19 protein-coding genes and 1 riboswitch are annotated in these 20988 nt (G+C 37.9%); of the genes, 3 read left to right on the plus strand and 16 right to left on the minus strand.

What is annotated here, in order from left to right:
• Positions 1 to 95: 95 nt before the first annotated feature.
• Positions 96 to 264: riboswitch (Lysine riboswitch) on the minus strand.
• Between the two features lie 125 nt (positions 265 to 389).
• Positions 390 to 1055 (plus strand): NAD(P)H-hydrate epimerase, encoded by a 666-nt coding sequence (locus RHP64_RS09650; protein ID WP_010285559.1) that lies wholly within the window; start codon positions 390 to 392, stop codon positions 1053 to 1055.
• Positions 1056 to 1139: 84 nt separating this feature from the next.
• Here the strand turns inward: RHP64_RS09650 and RHP64_RS09655 are convergent, their stop codons facing one another.
• The 12 genes from RHP64_RS09655 to RHP64_RS09710 all read right to left on the minus strand — a co-directional run bounded on the left by RHP64_RS09655 (position 1140) and on the right by RHP64_RS09710 (position 14636).
• Positions 1140 to 1592 carry an Rrf2 family transcriptional regulator gene (locus RHP64_RS09655; protein ID WP_011680485.1) on the minus strand — a complete coding sequence of 151 codons (453 nt, stop codon included), beginning with the start codon at positions 1590 to 1592 and terminating at the stop codon, positions 1140 to 1142.
• Positions 1593 to 1645: 53 nt separating this feature from the next.
• On the minus strand, positions 1646 to 3811 hold the full coding sequence (locus RHP64_RS09660) for a YhgE/Pip domain-containing protein (protein ID WP_025268544.1): 2166 nt from the start codon (positions 3809 to 3811) through the stop codon (positions 1646 to 1648).
• Between the two features lie 93 nt (positions 3812 to 3904).
• Complete coding sequence (rlmH, locus tag RHP64_RS09665; protein WP_011680487.1) at positions 3905 to 4384, minus strand: 23S rRNA (pseudouridine(1915)-N(3))-methyltransferase RlmH; 480 nt, start codon at positions 4382 to 4384, stop codon at positions 3905 to 3907.
• 629 nt (positions 4385 to 5013) lie between these two features.
• Entirely contained in the window at positions 5014 to 6153 is a 1140-nt protein-coding gene (locus RHP64_RS09670) for a S1C family serine protease (protein WP_014325193.1), read from the minus strand.
• A 60-nt stretch (positions 6154 to 6213) separates the two neighbouring features.
• Positions 6214 to 7017 carry a two-component system regulatory protein YycI gene (gene yycI / locus RHP64_RS09675; protein WP_010289058.1) on the minus strand — a complete coding sequence of 268 codons (804 nt, stop codon included), beginning with the start codon at positions 7015 to 7017 and terminating at the stop codon, positions 6214 to 6216.
• A 56-nt stretch (positions 7018 to 7073) separates the two neighbouring features.
• Positions 7074 to 8366 (minus strand): hypothetical protein, encoded by a 1293-nt coding sequence (locus RHP64_RS09680; RefSeq protein WP_025268545.1) that lies wholly within the window; start codon positions 8364 to 8366, stop codon positions 7074 to 7076.
• Complete coding sequence (gene walK / locus RHP64_RS09685) at positions 8356 to 10221, minus strand: cell wall metabolism sensor histidine kinase WalK (RefSeq protein WP_025268546.1); 1866 nt, start codon at positions 10219 to 10221, stop codon at positions 8356 to 8358. The genes RHP64_RS09680 and walK overlap by 11 nt, the downstream gene beginning before the upstream one ends.
• Before the next feature lie 67 nt (positions 10222 to 10288).
• Entirely contained in the window at positions 10289 to 10996 is a 708-nt protein-coding gene (yycF, locus tag RHP64_RS09690) for a response regulator YycF (protein WP_010281559.1), read from the minus strand.
• Positions 10997 to 11104: 108 nt separating this feature from the next.
• A complete protein-coding gene (locus RHP64_RS09695) occupies positions 11105 to 12085 on the minus strand; it encodes a ribose-phosphate diphosphokinase (RefSeq protein ID WP_011680491.1) in 981 nt (326 codons plus the stop codon).
• A gap of 104 nt (positions 12086 to 12189) precedes the next feature.
• Entirely contained in the window at positions 12190 to 12687 is a 498-nt protein-coding gene (gene tpx / locus RHP64_RS09700) for a thiol peroxidase (RefSeq protein ID WP_002815705.1), read from the minus strand.
• A gap of 99 nt (positions 12688 to 12786) precedes the next feature.
• Positions 12787 to 13599, minus strand: a complete 813-nt coding sequence (locus tag RHP64_RS09705; protein ID WP_014325196.1) for a Cof-type HAD-IIB family hydrolase — start codon at positions 13597 to 13599, stop codon at positions 12787 to 12789.
• A gap of 107 nt (positions 13600 to 13706) precedes the next feature.
• Positions 13707 to 14636, minus strand: coding sequence for an isocitrate/isopropylmalate family dehydrogenase (locus RHP64_RS09710; protein ID WP_223825238.1), 930 nt, complete (start codon positions 14634 to 14636; stop codon positions 13707 to 13709).
• A gap of 99 nt (positions 14637 to 14735) precedes the next feature.
• Here RHP64_RS09710 and RHP64_RS09715 point away from each other — a divergent pair, with 99 nt between their 5' ends.
• Positions 14736 to 15128 carry a RidA family protein gene (locus RHP64_RS09715; RefSeq protein ID WP_002815709.1) on the plus strand — a complete coding sequence of 131 codons (393 nt, stop codon included), beginning with the start codon at positions 14736 to 14738 and terminating at the stop codon, positions 15126 to 15128.
• A gap of 35 nt (positions 15129 to 15163) precedes the next feature.
• Here the strand turns inward: RHP64_RS09715 and ilvA are convergent, their stop codons facing one another.
• From ilvA to ilvB, 4 genes are all read right to left on the minus strand, one after another.
• Positions 15164 to 16429 carry a threonine ammonia-lyase IlvA gene (ilvA, locus tag RHP64_RS09720; RefSeq protein ID WP_014325198.1) on the minus strand — a complete coding sequence of 422 codons (1266 nt, stop codon included), beginning with the start codon at positions 16427 to 16429 and terminating at the stop codon, positions 15164 to 15166.
• A gap of 72 nt (positions 16430 to 16501) precedes the next feature.
• Positions 16502 to 17545 (minus strand): ketol-acid reductoisomerase, encoded by a 1044-nt coding sequence (gene ilvC, locus RHP64_RS09725; RefSeq protein ID WP_025268548.1) that lies wholly within the window; start codon positions 17543 to 17545, stop codon positions 16502 to 16504.
• A gap of 36 nt (positions 17546 to 17581) precedes the next feature.
• A complete protein-coding gene (locus RHP64_RS09730; RefSeq protein ID WP_010296022.1) occupies positions 17582 to 17827 on the minus strand; it encodes an ACT domain-containing protein in 246 nt (81 codons plus the stop codon).
• On the minus strand, positions 17827 to 19539 hold the full coding sequence (gene ilvB / locus RHP64_RS09735; RefSeq protein ID WP_025268549.1) for a biosynthetic-type acetolactate synthase large subunit: 1713 nt from the start codon (positions 19537 to 19539) through the stop codon (positions 17827 to 17829). Before ilvB ends, RHP64_RS09730 begins: the two co-directional genes overlap by 1 nt.
• Before the next feature lie 318 nt (positions 19540 to 19857).
• On the opposite strand from ilvB, the gene RHP64_RS09740 reads away from it, so the two are divergent.
• The gene (locus RHP64_RS09740; RefSeq protein ID WP_025268550.1) at positions 19858 to 20649 is read left to right on the plus strand and encodes an ABC transporter ATP-binding protein; all 792 of its coding nucleotides are present in this window, start codon (positions 19858 to 19860) and stop codon (positions 20647 to 20649) included.
• Positions 20650 to 20988: the final 339 nt, after the last annotated feature.

Raw genomic sequence — 20988 nt, forward strand, 5'->3', positions numbered from 1 at the left:
TTAGCCCATTCACAGATATTCTATGAATGCATACCTCCTCTATTAAAAAATCCACAGCGCACAAGTAGCAGCCATGGATCCCAATTAATTGCAATCTATAACATAGCACCCCGCTTACGCGACAGTCCAACGATTTTTCACCGATTGGCCCAGCTACTTGGTGTCACAGCACCAATGCTTCGGCTACATCCCCTTTAACCTGTTTCATTGTGCCTGTAAGCACTCCGCAAGCGACTAATGTCAGCAGCAACCTCTATGATTCTTAAATTGTTATTATTGTATTCTAATTTTTTTTATTTGTCAAATTCAATATTTTTACGCTTGTTTGATTGATAACACTGTCAAATCACCGTATAATGAATTTAATAACTTATGAAATGATGGGAACTATGACGCGACTTGTTACAGCTACAGAAATGCAGCAAATAGATAATTACACGATTGAGACTATTGGTATGCCACAGGATGTATTAATTGAACGGGCCGCAATGGCAGTGCTTGATGTTATCGGCGCCGGTAGATTCGATTTGAGTCATGTGTTAGTACTAGCTGGTCTTGGTAATAATGGTGCTGACGGCGTAGCAATCGCTCGTCTCTTGTACGCTCAAGGCGTAAATGTCTCATTACAATTTGTCGGAAACGTTAGCCGTGCGAAAGACAGTGTGAAACGGCAACTGGCAATCATTGAAAAGCATGGCTTAGTTCGTTCTGAAAAAAGTGACTTTAATGAGGCAACTTTAATTATTGATGCGATATTTGGAGTTGGATTGAACAACGTTCTACCTGAAGGCTTACAAAAAATGATTAAAGCGGCCAACCACATTGATAAACCTGTCATTGCTGTTGATGTTCCTACTGGTATTGATGCAACAACGGGAGAGGTACGTGGCGCTGCTCTTAAAGCTCATACTACAGTCACTTTCGGCTTCACAAAGGTTGGTTTAACGCAACAGAATGGTTGTTACCTTTCCGGAAATGTTATTTTAAAAGATGTCGGGATGCTTATTCCAGATGATTTTGAATTCAGTTTACAGGAGACGCTACCTGTTGCATAGAATATAATACTTCACAATATAAAAACAGTTTATTAATGCCAACCTGGCATTAATAAACTGTTTTTTTAGTCAATATGTGTCACTTCATCGCCAATCAACAATTTCTTCTCCTTCTTTAGCAAACAATAACAAATCAGCAATTGATGTACGTTTTAACCGTTTCTTAAAATCTTTTTCTGCTTCATAGACAATAGATAGAACTTCTTTTGTTCCTTCAGCGACAGCAGTTTTGGCAGGAAACACGCGATCTGCCAATTGGGTAGAATGAATAAAGCTATCTTCTCCTTCAATCGCCTCATAAACATCCAATAACGTAATATCATTGGTATTACGAGCCAATTTGAAACCACCTTCCTTACTAGCGATCGCTTTTATTAAATTTGCAACAACTAATTTGCGCATTGTTTTTTTTAAGTACGATTCAGATACTTCTAAATGTTCACTTAAAACATGACTTTTAACAGGTAAGCCATCTTTTTGCAAAGCTAACATAACCAAGACAACCAAACTTTGTTCAACTGCACTAGACATTTTCATTTATTTTTCCAACTTCATTTCTTTATGTACGCAGTCTGCCGACTGCTTTTAAATTAATGCTTAAAAGTTAACTGATTATGGTTTAATTTCATTTGGTACACAAACCATGTTAGTACCATTGATATCACTCCTAAGGATAACAATACAGTTAAGTCTGATGCAACACTGCCACCCATAGAAATTGTTTCGCGGAAGGCATGGACAGAGTAACTCATTGGCATCCATGGATGAATTGCCTCAAAAAAACTGTTTGACAACTCAATAGGATAAGATCCTGCACTAGCACTCAGTTGTAATACCATCAAAACCAGCATAATCCCTGACCCTAGTTTACCAATTAGCACGTTAAACAAGACAACAAACTGATTGAACCCAAAGGATGCTGCTAAGGCTACAACAAATGTCATCGCTGGCCGCTGCGCTTCCATGCCATCCACTAAGAAGAGTAATCCAGTCATAATCAGTGCTTGTCCAATAAAAACTGGCGCATTAATTAACTGCTTATTAGCCCACCATGTGAAACCATTTTTTGGCTTTTTAGAAACCGTCATGAAATCAAATATGGTCGTAAATGTGATCATACCAACAAATAGCCCAACAGACATCATATATGGCGCCATTCCGGTTCCATTGTTAGGAACCTTTGATAAATTAGATGATTTTTGCTTGACTGGCTGTGATAATGCTACCACATTTGATTTCTTATTGTGTATGGCTGACAATTTCACAGCACCATCAGCTAATTTATTCGCTAAAGTGGTTGCACCAGTACCTGCCTGCTGTAAGGCCTCACTAGCTTGATTTTCACCAGTAAGTAACTGTGTCGTGCCATCATTTAATTGCGAAACACTACTATTAAGTGTATCGTTTTGGGCGGCTAACTGTCCAAGTCCTGTAGTTAATTGAGATGATCCTTGCGCTAGCTGCTGAGCACCTGGTACTGCTTGGTTAGCTATTCCTTGACTGACAGTAGTTAAGCTATCATTTAGTGTTTTAATGGCTGTTTGCGCGCCTTGAGTGGCAATGGATCCTTGTTGACCGAGTTTCTGTAATTCTGGAATTTCTGCCTGCAACGCTTGTAATTGTGGCAACATAGCTTTTAATGTAGTTAATTGATTTTGAATTGTAGTGGCTGCTGTTGCACTTGATTGCACATTTTCAGCCAAATCACTTAATGCTGCTTGATATTTAGCAGCAACAGTAGGATTTTCTTGTAAAAATTTTTGGAAATCAGCATCTTGAGCTAATGCTTTGAAAGCAGCTGCGTCTTTCCCAGCACCAGTTAATCCAGCTGACAGCTTTTCGGACGCTTCGTTAAGCTTTGTTAAATCAACAGTTACCGTTGGTGATTCAACCTTACTTAGTTTTTGCAAGCCCTGTGTCAGTTGCGTCAAGCCTGTATCAAGCTGCTTTAAATCAGCCGCCTTAGCACTTTGCTTTGTATTAATCTCGTCAGAAACCTTTTGGAGCTGTGTGGCAAGTTGTTGAGCACCTGAAGTTAACTGCTGAGCACCAGTATTAGCGGACGACACGCCATTTGTATACTGTGACAAGCCCGTTGCCAACTGTGAAGTACCAGTTTGGAGCTGCGTTGTGCCATCTTGCAATTTTTTAGTACCATCTTGTAATTGTGATAAACCACTCCCAAGTTGTGTAGCACCTTTAGATCCCGATTGAAAACCTTTTTTTGAGGAGGCTGTTGCATTTAAAATTGTTTTATTATAAACACCTTGCAGTGATTTTGAGACATTTGCCTGTACTTTATCAGCCGCGGAAGCCGTTAATTTTTCAGCAATGAATCCTTGCCCTGTATTATGCGCAATTTTAATCTCAGGCTTGACTGGCTTAGCATCCAACAGCGTACCTGAATTCTTAGTAAAGGACTTCGGTATCGTGATGGTCATGTAATACTTTCCAGATGCAAGTCCTTTTTTAGCTTTTTCAGCCGAAGTCTTAGTTAATTTTAATTGCTTGCTGTCAAGCAATTTTTTAGTTAAATCATCGCCTATATTCTGTGACTTTCCATTAATCTTTGCGGTCTTATCTTGATTAACAATCGCAACTGGAAGATGGTCCACTCTACCATAAGTATCCCAAAGTGACGACAAAAAAATGACTGCGTATAAACTCGGAATGAGTGTAATACCAACCAATAATAATGGTAACCCCCTGATTTTTCGAACACGGTTCCATTCTGAATTCTCAAAAAACTTCCTCATACTTCGCACTCTTTCGTGTATATTTTTTATCTATGGATATATTATAGACACGGAAAGATGAAAATGCAACAATAGTTTTCATTTTTTTACATGTTACTTATGATACGGTGATCCTTGTTGAATCATAAAAGCACGATAAATTTGTTCAATCAGTACAAGACGCATTAATTGATGTGGCAAGGTCAGCAACCCAAAGCTCATCTTTAGGTTCGCCCTTTGCTTGATTGCCTTAGATAATCCAAGAGAACCACCAATAATAAAAGTAATGTCCGAATAACCATTAACCGCAATGGCTTCAAGTTTTTGAGAAAATTCCTCGGAAGGAAACTGTTTCCCTTCTATTGCTAGCACAATAACATAATCACGCGAACCAATTTTCGCTTGAATTCGCTCCCCTTCTCTAGCCATAATTTGATTATTCTGTGCTTCACTAGCATTTTCCGGCGTCTTTTCATCAATCAACTCAACTACTTGAACTTTACAAAAGCGAGATAATCGTTTTGTATACTCCGCAATGCCTTCTGTTAAATACTTTTCCTTTAGTTTCCCGACCGTGATTAATTTAATATTCATTTCAAACCTACTCTTTACAATTTCTTAATATTTTTGGTTGATTACCTATATTCATTATATCCGATGTTATCCACACGAACAAAAAAAATATTTTTTTCTGAAAAAGCTTTTATACCAACTCTTTTCGCTGTTCGCTTTTTAAGTTATCCACTGTTTTTTTTAATTTCAAAAAAAATGTGGATAACTTTATAAACGTTATTTTACTCTTATTTAGACAAATTATAGATATTTTCCCGCAAGTTATCCATAGTTATCCACAAAGTTGTACACAATTGTGGATAAGCACACGCGTTCGACTAATGTTTAAAGTAAATTTTCTTTACATTGTTCGGAAAATATATTTTAAATAACATTGCATCAGTGTTATTTCTTTAATCGCTTCAATACACGAACATTGCTGATAGGCGTCTAAAAACTGCCCATTTTCCCTAAATATTGCCTAAAATTACCAATATTTATTATTTCTTATAAAAACAAAGCACTTATCCACGAATTTAAACGTCTTTTCCACATTTTCTGGTATTTAGTCCACAAATTGTCAACATTTTCAGCTTGTTTTCAACATTTACAGAAAATACATATTTTTTAATAAAAGTCAAACAAGGGTAAAGAAAAAGCTAACATTTTTGTTAGCTTGCCAATTTCTGTGTTAATTTAACCTTGACGGTTTGCTTAGTATCCTGATGATAATAAGTCAATGTTATTGTGTCCCCAAGCGAATGCTTGTAGAGTTCTTCTCGCAGATCAGCCTGTGAGCTGACCTTTTTACCATTAATGCCAACAATAACGTCGTACTTCTTCAATCCAGCTTTATCTGCTGGGCCATTGTTAGTCAAACTCATTACAACAACACCACCAGTAACGCTATCTGGAATTTTCAGTGTTGATTTTTGCTCAGAAGCTGTTACTTCTGACAAATTAATCAAACTAATGCCAATTGCTGGTCGTGTGACTTTACCATCTTTGACTAATTTGTTAACAATGTCAACGACTTGATCAGAAGGAATTGCAAAACCCATCCCCTCAACGCTCGTTCCAGAAGAAGATGTTGATAACTTCATTGAGTTAATACCAATAACTTGTCCTGCAAAGTTGATTAATGGTCCACCTGAGTTACCAGGATTAATAGCAGCATCCGTCTGAATAACCGTGGATCCACCATAATTTTGACCATTTTCAGATGTTGCCTCAACTAACCTTTTCTTGGCCGAAATGATGCCTTGCGTCACTGACGAAGCATACTCAGATCCCAGCGGCGAACCAATTGCCAAGACATTTTCACCAACAGTTATTTTACTTGAATCGCCAAATTGTGCAGTTGTTGTAACGTCTGTGCCGTCGATTTTCAGAACAGCTAAGTCAGTCATCGCATCTTTGCCGACTAATGTAGCGGTCACTTTCTTCCCACTGTGCAGCATAACTTGAATTTTAGCCGCTCCAGTGATTACGTGATTATTCGTTACAATAAATGCCGATCCATCCGTTTTTTTATAGATCACGCCAGAACCTTCTGACGATTCTTGATAACTACCTTGACTGGATTTAGTAAAGTTCAATACAGATACAACTGCATCTGATACCTTATTATAAGCTGATGTAGCAGTTGCATTCTTGGCAATCGTTTTTGTACTTGTTGCTGTCGTACTCACTTTTTGATTTTGATTTTGTAACAATTGTACACCCTGCTGCCCATACAAAATTGCTCCTCCACCAACAACACCAGCAATGACGCCAGTTAACAACGTTTTTGTTAATGCTGATTGTACCATTAGTCACCTCTCGACTATATTTATTTTATTTTATCAATTTGAAGTTAAGCAAAAATTAAATTATTCTGATAAATTGTCGCTCGTAAAGGCATTGATTTTCAAAATCCCTGTGCTGCCATTTGCGTGTGTTACAACAAATACCCATACCGGTAAATAAATGTCATAGCCATTAACCTTTACCGATGTATCATATGATAGAGCGCCTTTTGATAATTTATCACCACTATTTAGCTCATTGAATTTATAGAGAGCGACAATTGCGGCTTCCTCTGTAATTGTTGCACGTTCATCGCGCAATACTGTAACCTTAGTTATTTTAGTTTGTGTAAAATCAGTTACCTTACGGTCTTTATCTTTGTTAAAGATCATCAGCCCTTGTTTAGCGATGACCGGCAAATTATCAATATACTGAGAATAGGTTACACGATTTTTCACATTAACTTTAGACAGAATAGGATTATATCGATATCCTGCATTACGTGCTATCTTTGACGCCTCAACATCATCCGCCGCAGCTTTCTTACCACTACTGCTACTACTAGTATTCCCTCTACCTAGTTGCGATGTTTTATTGAAAGTCACGTAGAGCGTCTGATTATTAATATTTGCATTGAAGTTTGACAACTTATCAATCGTTGACATTAAACTATTTGATCGTTTACCAGCTAAATAACTAGCATAAGTAACCGAAGTACTAAAGTTAGCTACTTTTATTTTTTGATTTTTAATCTCACTAATGATATTCGCATTGGCGTCGGTTACTTTAATACTTGGTCTCTGATTACTACGCCACCAAAAAAAGAGAAACACGTCCAAAAAGATGAATAACATCGTCATTAATATTTTTAGTCGTCTAAATTGCATAAAAACGTATTTCTCCTTTCATAGTTTTCAGAACCCTGAATCATCCTAATTGGAAACTATTCTCGATTAGCTAGAAACGTATTGACGCTCATCCAACCCGTTGGCGTTTCAATCATCCATGTAGGATTCATGTTGACTGAAACGTCATTTTCTTTGTTAGCCAACCATTCATAGCCTGGTGCAATAGAATAATACTCACTACTTTTGACACCAGCTTGTTGTAACTTAGCCAAAACATCTGCTGCTTTTGGTAAAGTAACATCTTCTTGCGTATTAGGAACCGGCACACCCAACTCATTTAGCGAATAGGTGCTTGTTAGGTTACCGTATTTATCTAACGTCATATGAATAGCACCAGTTTTTGATTGGTAATAAACTGGTAGCCCTTCAACAAACGTTCGATAAGTAATATCCTTCCCATTATCACGGCTCTGGTAAAAGCGCGTATCAGAGAGATCTAACTGTAACAAATTAATTTGCGAAAAACCGACATTCAACCGATTGTAATAGCTGCGCTGTAATGTACCAGTCGTTCGATTATCTGTAAAGGTCACTGTTTCTAAATCTGGATCATAAATGATTTGTTGATTACTGTATTTATTAGTATAAATTTTTTTATTGTTCTCAGTGGTCTGGGTTAACTGATTTGTAGTCCCTAAGAGTGCTGATACATAAGTCGTTGGATCACGATGATTCACTAAATAAGAGTACACAGGTAATTTAAACTCTTTTGGGTAGTTCAACATCACATGTCCGTTAACCACTTTAAAGTTTACCGTTAAAGCTTTGGGCAACCGAGCAGCGACCTTCCATGCCTCAGTTGTATCAATTTTGCTAATAGTAACTGTCGTAATCGTTTTAGACTGTGTATTCACAAAATATGCTTTTTTAGAATGGTTAAGTGGCACAACAACATAGTTAAAGTTAAAACTTTTATGCGTTGATACACGCTGAGAATAATAAGAATTAAAATATTCAATTGGCACAACGTCTGGATAGTGATACAAGGCAGTTTGCGTTTTATCCAGTAATTGACTAATCTGCTTATTAGTTGCTTTTCTTTGCGTAGGATTCGTCATTCTAGAATTTGCTAAATACTGATGAATACTTTTATATTGCGCATTCGTGGTGTGCATAACCATATGCTGTTTGCCACTTTTATCATTCACAATGTAGTTCGTAGGTCTAAACAACTCGGAAGCTTGTTGCGATTGTTGATCCGTTTGTGTTGGCGCCTCTTGACTGCCTGCTGAAATGAATATTAATGCAGTTAGTACAATAGAAACAATAATAGCAATCGTCAATAAAATATTTATCATAACGCCTTGGACTGATCGATTATTCTGCATCCCAATCGTCCTCCGGTTCTTCGTCAACATAAGCTAACGAAATATAGAAGGTAGAGCCCTTATTTTCAACTGAATCAACCCAAATACGACCATTAAACTTTTCAACTACTTCCTTAGAAATAGCCAATCCTAGCCCTGTTCCACCCTGCGCACGGGACCTTGATTTATCAACTCGGAAGAAACGATTAAATATATTATCCAAGTCTTTTCTTGGAATGCCTAGCCCTTGATCAGAGATGCTTAAGATTGCACGTGTTTTTGTCTTAATCAGTCGGGCTGTTATGGTGCCGCCGTCTGGTGAATATTTCACCGCATTATTCATGATATTGTCTAATACCTGAGTAAACTTGTCCGGATCAACTTCAACCCAAACATCTTCCTTGGTAAATTCACGCAAAATATTATAGTTTTTAGTGATTGTGTTTTCGTTTTTAGCGTCACTTTCCAAAATCATATCAAAACGATTCAAAACAAAGTTAAACAAACTGTTTAAATTAATAACTTCTAGCTTGACCTCCATCGTGCCTTGATCTAGACGCGATAACTCCAACAAATCATTAATCATTCGAATCATACGCTGTGTTTCATCTTGAACAACACCCAAAAAGTTTTGTGCCATTTCTGGGTCATCAATAGCGCCTTCTGCCAAAGCATCCACATAGGATCGAACTGAAGTCAAAGGTGTTCTTAATTCGTGCGATACATTGGAAACAAACATACGCCGTTCAGAATCTATACGTTGTTGCTCGGTAATATCATGTAGGACCACAACTAATCCAGAAATAAAACCAGATTGGCGTTTAATCAAAGAAACATAGGTCTGGACTAACAGTTCTTTACTATCATCTGATAAGTCTACTCTAAAATCATTTAGATTTTCCAATATATCACGTAATGTACGTTTGCCCTCCAAACGTAAGAGACTAACAACATTTTGTCCAAGGGCATCTTCCCGGTTAACCCCTACAAAATCTGCTGCAGCCTGATTAATAATGGTGACTTCACCACGACGATTAGCCGCTAAAACACCATCCGCCATATGTGTCAAAACCGAATCCAAACGATTACGCTCCGCATTGACTGTTTCTGTTGACTCTTCGATACGCGTAGATAGATCATTAACCGATAATGCCAATTGACTTAACTCATCAGAACCATAAATGTGATTCACCATCGAGTAATCACCTTCAGCGATTTTAGTCGTCTGTTCACTGATTTGTTCAATTGGTCTTGTCAAGGTTCTTGCTAAAAATAGGGCCAGCGCCACACTGGCAACTAGTGCAATCAAGCCAGCAATAATAAACAGTCGCATGACACTGTTAATATTCTTATATACTGGCAATAAACTGGCTTTTACAACAATAACACCGGAGACGTCTTTTAATCTCCCCGTAGACACCCCTAGAGGTGTCGTCATGATTTCTTTACGCTCGCCGTTTTCATTGATCGTTCGAGTGGCAACATACGACTGGTCCCCAGCAAGCGCCTTTTGTGCATTAATGTCGGTCGTTTTTTGGCTGATCGTTTGCTGACCTGATACAGAAGTCGTTCCTCGAATTGTTCCAGTTTTATCAATAACTTGTACTTCTTCAATGTTGGTATTGTTTAATCCTGACAAAACGTCTTGGATTTCATGATTGCCTTCATCAGAGTTACTATTACGTAAAGCAGTGTTAATTGGATCAGTAACATATTTAGGTAAGGTGATCTGTTGTTGGAATGTTCTTAAGTTCTGACGTTCCATTTGGCGTACGAAAAAAGCACCCAAAAGTTCGAGTGCGATAATCATTAGCAGCACAAAAACAAGTGTGATGCGAAAACGAATAGATTGGAAAAATTTAGTAATTGACGTCATCTTCATTATGCTCAATGGCGAGCATTCTTCCCCTCATTATGTACGCGTAAACTTAAATTTCATTCATTTATTCTTCTGATGGGCGTAAATAATATCCGACGCCACGGCGTGTTGCTAGCCAATTAGGATGGCTAGGATTGTCTTCAATTTTCTCACGTAATCGTCGAACCGTAACATCTACTGTACGTACGTCACCAAAATAATCATAGCCCCAAACTTGCTGTAACAAGTGTTCACGTGTCATCACCTGTCCAATATGTTGTGCTAAATAATATAATAATTCAAATTCACGATGCGTTAACTCAATATCAGCACCATCCTTTGAAACCATATAGGCTTGGGGATGGATTACTAAATCACCTAAGTGAATATCTTCTGTACTATTAAAAGTCTCTTCAGAAGTTTGCGAAACAGACTTTCGACTTCGCAAATTAGCCTTAACTCGTGCAACCAATTCACGATTAGAAAATGGTTTAGTGACATAATCATCGGCTCCCATTTCTAAACCAAGAACCTTATCAATCTCACTATCCTTAGCGGTCACCATGATGACAGGCACATCTGACTTAGAACGGATTTGACGCAAAACCTCGATACCATCTACTTCTGGTAACATCTGATCTAGTAAAACCAAATCAGGATTTTCATCATTATACATATCTAATGCTTCTTGCCCATCCGCAGCGGTGACTACATCGTAGCCTTCTTTGGTTAGGTTAAATTTAATAATATCAGAAATCGGTTTTTCATCGTCCACAACTAATACTTTACTCATGGCAGAACTCCTATCGTATATGTGTCGTTTCTTTTCATTATAACATTTCGGGTAAACGAAAAGAACAAGCAATGTCACTTGTTCTCATAAAAATGCAACAATATTTTATTAATGTCCACGTCGGTAGAAGCGATTTTTAAACAAAGAACTAATCGCCTCATTTTTGCTAATACGGGTAATTGCCTCACCAATCAGCTCTCCAACAGAAACAATTTCTAATTTCTCAAATTTCTTATCTTCTGGTAAATTGATTGAATCAGTTAGAATAACTTTTTTAAACACTGAATTCTGTAGACGTTCAATGGCTGGCCCGGAGAAAACAGCATGCGATGCTACTACATAAACCTCTTTGGCACCGTGTTCCATAACAAGTTGAGCACCTTGCGTTATCGTTCCAGCAGTGTCAATCATATCATCAATCATGATAGCCGTTTTACCTTCAACATCACCAACAATGCTACCAACTTCAGCCACGTTTGGTTTTGGACGGCGCTTATCAATCACTGCAACTGGTGACTCAAGTTCCAACATATTATTCAAATTACGCGCGCGTGTCATCCCACCGTGGTCAGGGGAAACAACAACCGCATTTTTTTTATCAGCAATGCCTGATTCAATCAAATAATCTGCTAATAATGGGGCGCCTTGTAGGTGATCCATTGGAATATCAAAGAAACCTTGAATTTGAGCGGCATGAAGGTCTAATGCTAATACACGTGTAGCTCCGGCACGTTCTAACATATTAGCTACCAACTTAGCTGTGATTGGCTCACGAGAACGCGCTTTGCGATCTTGACGTGCGTAGCCATAATACGGCAGAACAACATTGATTTGATTTGCACTTGCACGACGCAATGCATCAATCATAATCAATAGCTCCATCAAATTATCATTCACGGGTGCTGAAGTCGATTGAATAACAAAAACATTATCGCCACGAATACTTTCCTCAATGTTAATTTGCACTTCACCATCAGCAAAGCGTTTAACGGAAATACGGCTCAACGGAACACCAACCGAATCGGCAATCTTTTGCGCAAGTGGTTCGTTTGAGCTGAGTGAAAAAAGTTTCAATTTAGGTTCTGGCATGTCTAACTCCGAGTTTTTATAGGTAGCTATTGTAGTATTACTGTATTCATTTTACCAAAAAAAACATTTAAATACAGGTCTTATTACAAGTTTTAAATAAGATATTATGCTATGACATTTGATAATGCTGTCAAAGCTGCATCATAATCAGGTTCATCAGAAATTTCTGGTACAATTTGCGAATAAAGGACCACGCCTGCCGCATCGATAATGTAAATCGATCGTGTGTCAAAACCAGTGTCTGGTACATATAACTTAGTTGCGTATCCAAATGATTCTTGCTCATCTGAAAGCATACGCATGTTATGTACCCCTTCAGCTGCGCACCAATCACGTTGCTCTGCTACTGTATTTGTGGAGATAGTCACAAAATTAACATCTGTATATTGATCCACAGCTTGGTTAAATCGACGTGTCTGTAATGAGCAAATATCTGTATTTAAATCCGGAACGACAGAAAGCAACGTCACTTTTCCTAACAAATCGGCCGTCTTAACTTTTTCATTGTTTTGATCAACTAATTTGAAATGAGGCACCTCATCACCAACTTTAAGGGGATCGCCTTCCAATGCAACTTTATTACCATTTAACAGAACGTTCATCTTTTTTGCCTCCTTGGCTTATATATCGGAATATTTTAAATTAAGTAATCTACACAGATTATAACTTCAGCTGTGTCAAAACTAAAATACAACTATCTTTTAAAGAACATATTCTTCTAGGACCCGCGCTACACCGGAATCATTGTTTGTTGCTGTCTCGATGTCAGCTATTGTTTTAATTTTTTCAATTGCATTACCCATGGCAACACCTAATCCTGCGCGCTCAATCATTGAATAATCATTTTCTTGATCACCAATTGCCATTGTGTTTTTAATATCAACATTTAATGCTTTTGCCAGAGCTTCAAGTGCATTGCCTTTCGAAGCATCTTTGTTGATAAACTCTAGGTTATTGGCAGTTGACCGAATCACTGACATTTTGTCAGAAATACTTGTTGGCACATTCGCTTGTACGTTATCCAAATCGTCAGATTCAGCGTTGGCAATGCCCTTAATAATTTCAACATGCTCCAGCTCATTGTCATTATTAACAATATGTAACGGCAAATTTACAAGAGAATTTTCAAAACTAGCCCAACGATGAATTAAACGATTGGTCGTATAAGCCGCGAACTGATCCTCAGCTTGAATATACGTCTTTTGCTCACGCATAAAGGTATTTAGCTCTTTATACTCTGCCAAATCTAGTGCAGCATGAAACAAAATTTGAGAGCCATCAGCAGTTTGCATTAAGCCACCATTATGTGTAATGACATACTGTTCGCTGCCTACAATGCCTAACTCGTCTAATATATTGCGAACACCAGGAAGTGGTCGACCGGTTGTAATAACAACTTTGACATCTTGTGCAAGTGCCTGTTGAACTGCAGATTTTACATCTAACGGAATTTGACGCTCATCGTTAATCAATGTGCCGTCAATATCGATAGACACAATTTTTATCTCTGACATGTTTTGACTCCATTTTTAGGGATACTATTATTATACCAAACAGCAGCGCATTCAAAACATTAATTTGTATATTATTAATTGCATTATAAACAACAAAAAATTGGTGATTAGACACCAATTTTTTGCAAATTATCATAATGTTTAAAACATTCTTTTAAAATAAGCTTAGCTGTGCCTTCCCCAGCTGTCATCATCAAATTCTTATCATCTACATTGATTTGTGGTAACTGATATAGCATTTGCCCGCTATTATTTTTCATAGATACCGGCACTGTTTCAGGTAGACCCGTAATTTTTTGGCTTTCTTCATTTAAAATCTGGTCAACCCATTTAGGAGCAACAACAACATCTAAGCTAGTTGGTTGCTGAATAATAGTTGATATCACACATGATAATGATACGTAGTTTACAACAACATCGGGATATATTTTAGCAATTTTTTCAGCAGTTAGTGCCCATATTTTTGATGTATAAAACGAATCAAAAGGGGTGACGATTGTGACCGCCCTTTTTCGATTCATCGCTCGCTCAAACCCCGCCGTGATAACTTGTTCAACTTCACGTTGTTCATACGTTATTGTGTCTTGTGCGAAATCATCGACCGAAATATTACCATCCACGTGATCATTAGCCCTCTTAGCACTTTGTACAATTATAAAATCCGTATCCCTGACTATTTGATTCTTGAGTGGTGAGGCATCAACATTATTATCAGAAATTTGAACTGCTTTGCAAGCAAGTGTGATGTTTAAATATTTTCTCAATGCCACAAGCGATTCTTGTACGCTTAGTAAACTATCCGTCCCCACCTCTTGGTTCAGTGCGCCAACCAAAATGCCATCATAATTCTTCAATTCGCGAAGCGTCTGGTTTGGTAACGGTTCATGAAATGAAAGTACTGCGTTGACACCAAAAGGAAGTTCCGTCACCTCGAATGCAGTTGAATCATTTACAGATGACTTAATGATGCCCAAGGCTCTGTCAATTACACTGCTAGATTCTTTATCGCCTTTTAATATTGCTAATTTATACATCATAATTTTTCCTTCTTATTCTCATCTTTTCGTTTTTTTATTCTACAAACATTGCATAATATAGATTTTTAGATTAAAATATCAACCAGGAGGACACTATCCATGTCAAAGAAAGTCGTTTCAACAACTACAGCGCCCAAAGCACTCGGACCCTATTCGCAAGCTATTCTAAATGACAATACATTGTACATTTCTGGACAAATTGGTATTGATCCAGAAACCGACGAATTTGCTGGCGCTACGACAGCCGAACAAGCACATCAAATTTTTGATAACATTGATAACATCTTACACGAAGCTGAATTTTCACGAAATGATATCGTAAAAGCTGCATTATTTTTTGATGATATTGCAGACTTTGCATTAGTTAATGATATCTACGCACAATACTTCGATACAACTTCGGTTGAGGAATTTCCTGCCCGTTCAGCCGTTCAGGTAGCTGCTTTACCTAAAAATGCTAAATTAGAAATTGAAATTACCGCTATGAAATAAAAACTTGATTTAATAAATCAAGTTTTTTTCTTTTCCTAAACTAACATATTGAAAAGCACAGTATTCTCTTGCAAATTGATATATTTCGGAAAAAAAGCTGCTAAACGGGCTGTTAAGTCATCTACTTTCGTAACAGGATCCAGCAGAATACCAACCATGACAGAGCCTGTTTCAGAGTTTATTTTTTTAGTATATTCAAAACGAGTAATATCGTCGTTTGGTCCTAAAACATCATTTACAAATTGCCGTAATGCCCCGGGTCGTTGCGGAAACTCAACTAAGTAAAACTGTTGGCGACCCTTATACATTAATGCCTTTTGTTCCATTTCTTGCATACGGCCGATATCATTGTTTCCACCAGAAACAACTAGAACGACGTTTTTCCCTACGATATCACTGGCCATAAAATCCAAACTAGCGATAGGCATCGCTCCAGCTGGTTCGGCAACTATCGCCTCATAAGTGTACAAGTCTAATACTGCTTGAGCAACCTTTCCTTCAGGGATAGCCAGCAGTTTGTCAACATACTGCTGTGCTTGATTATAGGTAAACTGACTGACACGCGCAACGGCAGCACCATCAACAAAGTGATCAATATTCTCGACGGTGGTAGGTTTTTGAGCTTGAAAAGCCGCTTTCATTGACTGTGCCGTTTCTGGTTCGACACCTACTACTGTGGTTTGTGGTGATACCTTTTTAGAATAGGTCGACAGACCACCGATTAAACCGCCACCACCAACAGAAGCAATCAAATAATCAACATTAATATTTTGCTCTACAGCATCTTCAAATACCTCAACCGCCACCGTTCCTTGCCCAGCCATGGTACGCCGATCATCAAATGGTGCTACAAAGAACATATTATGTTTTTCAGTGTATTCAAACGCTGCACTTTGTGCTTCGTCAAAGGTATCACCGACTAGGATTACCGTAACATATTGACTACCAAAACGTTTAACCGCTTCTACTTTTTGATTTGGTGTAGTGACTGGCATAAAAATAGTTGCTTGTATCTTTAAATTATGACATGTATCGGCTACGCCTTGCGCGTGGTTTCCAGCTGAAGCAGCAACAACCCCATTATTGAGTTTTTCTTTCTCTGCCTTAATGATATTGTAGTAGGCACCACGAATTTTGAACGAACGAACCCGTTGCATATCTTCTCGTTTAAGATACACATTAGCTCTATATTTTTTTGATAGATAGTCATCATATGCCAATGGCGTATGCGTTACTACCTTTGACAAGACTCGATGCGCCTCATCTATTTCTTCAGCCGTTAGCTTTCCCTCAGTCGTCATGTATTCATCTCCAATTACTAATTCATTTTATGTACGAAAAGCACGCCATTTCGGTCAATGCTTCTCATTTTGTTACTTTGCTGCTGAGAATTGCTCAGTATCTGCTGCTGTCGAGTACTTATCTGCATCTGAAATCCATGGCATCATAGCACGAACCTTCTTACCTGTTTGCTCGTACAAACCGCTCTTATACTCTGTCCGCATCTTTTCCAAATCCTTCAAACCAGAATTGTATTCTGCCAACCACTTCTTAGCATAAGTACCATCTTGGATATCTTTCAAAACATCACGCATTCCTTGCTTTGATTCTTCAGTAATGATACGTGGGCCATTCAACATTTCACCATATTCACAAGTGTTTGAGCAATCATGTCTCATCTTTTCGAAACCACCTTCGAAAATCAAATCGACAATCATCTTCATTTCATGTGATGTTTCAAAGTAAGCCAATTCTGGTGAATAGCCAGCTTCAACCAATGTGTTAAATCCAGCTTCAATCAATTGTGTCAAACCACCACAAAGAACAGCTTGTTCACCGAATAAATCTTCAGTTGTTTCTTCTTCAAAACTTGTTTCCAAAATACCTGCGCGACCCGAACCAATACCCTTAGCATAAGCTTTGGCAACGTCAGCTGTGTCACCAGTAGGGTCTTGCTGTACACCATACAAAGAAGGAATACCACCACCTTCAACGAATTGACGACGTTCAATGTTCCCTGGACCCTTAGGCGCAATAATCATGACATTAATGTCAGCATTTGGCTTAATCAAACCATACACAATGTTAAATCCATGAGAAAATCCAAGATATGAACCAGCTTTAATGTTAGGTTCCACTTCTTTTTCCCAAACTGCCGCTTGTAATTCGTCAGGGGTTTCCATCATAACAACATCCGCTTGTGCCGTTGCTTCAGCAGCTGAGTAAACTTCGAACCCATCTTTTTTAGCACTATCAAAAGATTTTCCTGGGCGCAATCCCATGATGACATCAAATCCTGAGTCGCGTAGATTATTCGCTTGAGCATGCCCTTGTGCACCATAGCCAATAACTGCAATCTTTTTGTTTTCCAATGGTGTTGTATCAATATCTTTATCATAAAACATTTTTGTAGTCATAATAAAATCCTCCGTGATTTTAAATTCATTTTCTAATTAATAATGGCAAAAACCATCATTTACCGTTAATACATCTAATTGCTTCAATAAGTTACGTCGTACCGTTGCTGTTTGTTTGTCATTTTGAGATTCAAAGATAAATGAAATTGTCGAAATCTTTTGATCTTCATCTGGCGTCACCATTAGTGATTTAATGTTCAGATTTAACCGTGTCAACACACTCGCAAACCTTACTAACAATCCCGGACGATTGTACACACGTGTTATAAATGTTTTATCCATTAAGCATCCTCCTCGGTAATCATGTCACGATAAGGCGCACCCGCATTAACCATTGGCAAAACCTTTACATCATCAGGAATAATTATTTCAATTAGTACTGACTTGTCCGATTGAAAAGCTAATTGCAAATCTTCAAGCATTCGCTCAGGTTTCTCAATTCGAACATAATTAATACCATACGCCTGTGCTAACTGATTAAATTGTGGTTGTGATTTGAAAACTGTACTAGATAATCGACCATTATAAAATAGTGTTTGCCATTGTCTCACCATTCCTAATGAATGGTTGTTTAACAATATGATCTTAATATTTAAGTCATTATCGTTTAAAATTGCTAGCTCTTCTGACGTCATTTGAAAACCGCCATCACCAACAAAAAGTACCACCTCTTTGTCCCGTCTTGCAAACTTCGCCCCAATCGCTGCCGGAATACCGTACCCCATTGTCCCTAAACCACCGGAAGTCAACATCTGGTAATTATTCTGGAATGGATAATACTGTGCTACCCATATTTGATGTTGACCAACATCTGTGACCACAACCGCCTCACCTTTAGTAACTTTGCCAACCGCTTGAATCACTGCTTGTGGCATAATCGCTGTTTCTGACTTCTGATAGTAAAACATTGAATCTCTTTTCGCTTGACGAATACTTTCTTGCCATTTTGACGTATCTGTCATTTTGGCATTTTTAATTTCCGTCAAGATTGCATTTAACGCATCGTCAGCACTAGCATGTATAGCGTGAGCGGTTGGTAGCACTTTCCCTAATTCCGTTTCATCAATATCAATATGAGCGATGGTTGCATGTTTTGCAAAATCATCAACATTCGTAACAACACGATCATCAAATCTCGAACCAATATTTAAAACAAAGTCAGCCTGGTCAACAGCTTGATTGGCTGCTATGGATCCATGCATGCCCACCATTCCCAAAAATAGTGGGTTTTCTGATTCAACTGCTCCGAGTCCCAATAATGTTGAAACAGTCGGTATGTGGTAGTGCTGTATAAGTGTGCGTAGTAAATCTTGTGCATTTGATTTCAAAACCCCTGCCCCAGTAATAATAAGTGGCTGACGAGCTTTAGACAAAGCCGCTACTAATTGATGAATCTGAACAGCATCAACATCCGGTTTTTGCGTATCAATTTGACGTAGCCAGATATCAGCTTGACTTTCTTCAGTGTTCTTTGCCAACATCACGCTCTTTGGCAAATCAATTAACACTGGGCCCGGACGACCAGAAACAGCCACCTTAAATGCTTCTTCAACAATTAACGGCAATTCGCCAACTGTTCTAACTTGGTAACTCATCTTAGTTATTGAACTTGTAATTGACAATATGTCTAACTCTTGAAAAGCATCTGAACCAATAGCTGCCGATCCTACTTGGCCGGATATCACAACAAGCGGTACAGAGTCACAAAACGCATCTGCTATACCAGTGACGGTATTTGTCGCTCCCGGACCAGACGTGACTAGAACAACACCTGGTTTCCCTGTAGCTTTAGCATAGCCTTCCGCAGCGTGAGCAGCTGCTTGTTCATGTCGAACAAGTATGTGCTTGATGTGCGATGATTCATATAGTGCGTCATATAGCGGTATAACAGCTCCACCAGGGTATCCAAAGAGACTATTAACACCTGCTTTCTCTAAAGAATCTAGTAGTATGTGTGCCCCATTTTTACCTTCGGTTAATACTACATTTTTCATAGCTTACTCCCTTCTTAAATTTATCAGCCACTTCGAAAATTAGTAAAATTAGATTTTGATTAACAAAGCAACAAGTGTATTGTGACAAATCGAATTAGTGCTGTCAACGTTAAAAACGGAAAAACCATGAAAAGAGAATGATATTAAAACTAATTATCACTTGGTACAACAGTATTTCTGAAATGAATATATAACTTTGGAATATTTAAGCCTATATAAAAACGGAATATTTTTAGTAATCACAGCAACTAACTAATTATAAAAATGATATTCTGAATCTATAATTTCATTTATTTTTAATACAAAGGAGAGCAGTATATGACAAATAATGCTGTATTATCGATGAAAAATGTTTCGTTTGAACGAGACAAAATGATATTAAAAAATATTAATTGGTCTTTACATAGCGGCGAAAATTGGGTGCTGATGGGACTAAATGGTGCTGGAAAAACCACATTACTATCATTGATTTATGGTAATCATTGGGCAACAACCGGAAGCATAGAAGTTCTCGGAGAAACTTTTGGGAAGACAAATGTTTTAGCGTTGAAAAAACGCATTGGTCTCATTTCTACTGCCGTACAATCCCGATTTCCAGAACATCATCTAGCCCAATATATTGTATTGAGTGGAAAATTTGGTACCATTGGTATTCACAATGATTTTGAAAAAAATGACTTGAACGAAGCCATTGGACTATTAAAGAAACTAGGCGGGGATGAGTTAATTAATAAACCTTATCGTGTTCTATCCCAAGGCCAACGACAGTTGGTGCTAATTGCCAGGGCTTTGTTAGGAAAACCTGAACTGCTTATACTTGACGAACCATGTAATGGTTTAGATTTATTCTCCCGCGAATTATTGTTGGAACAAATTAATAAGCTCGCTCAATTACCTAATCACCCAACCTTACTATTTGTCTCCCACTACACCGAGGAAATTTTACCGATCTTTAAAAATATTATGTTGCTTAAACAAGGTGAAATTTTTGCACAAGGAACGCGCGATAAGATATTAACAGAAAACGTGCTTTCTAAGTTTTATCCCAAGCCCATCAAAATATTTCCCGTAACTAATAATCGTTTCGCGGTATATCCAGCTGAATTATGAAATTTAAATGTGAGGTTGACATTATATTTCTTATATGATTTAATTTAAGTTAAATAAAACGTCGGAGAAAATGCTATGAATAAGACCATACCAGCAACTACAAAACTCATTCTCAGCCTCATCGTCATTATTACCTAACGACAATGAGCTGATGTTTGTACTGCTTATTGTCATTAGGACTATGAGCAGCTGATATGGTGATTTACAAAAACCCCCAATTAGCTAACTAATTGGGGGTTTTTATTATTCTTGTTATGCTTATATTTTTGCGTTGCAAACCAAAAAATAAAAAGAACTCATTAAATAAACTGTGTTGTACTTTTACATGGTTTCGTTTAG

The sequence above is a fragment of the Leuconostoc sp. XM4 genome, from assembly GCF_055698815.1.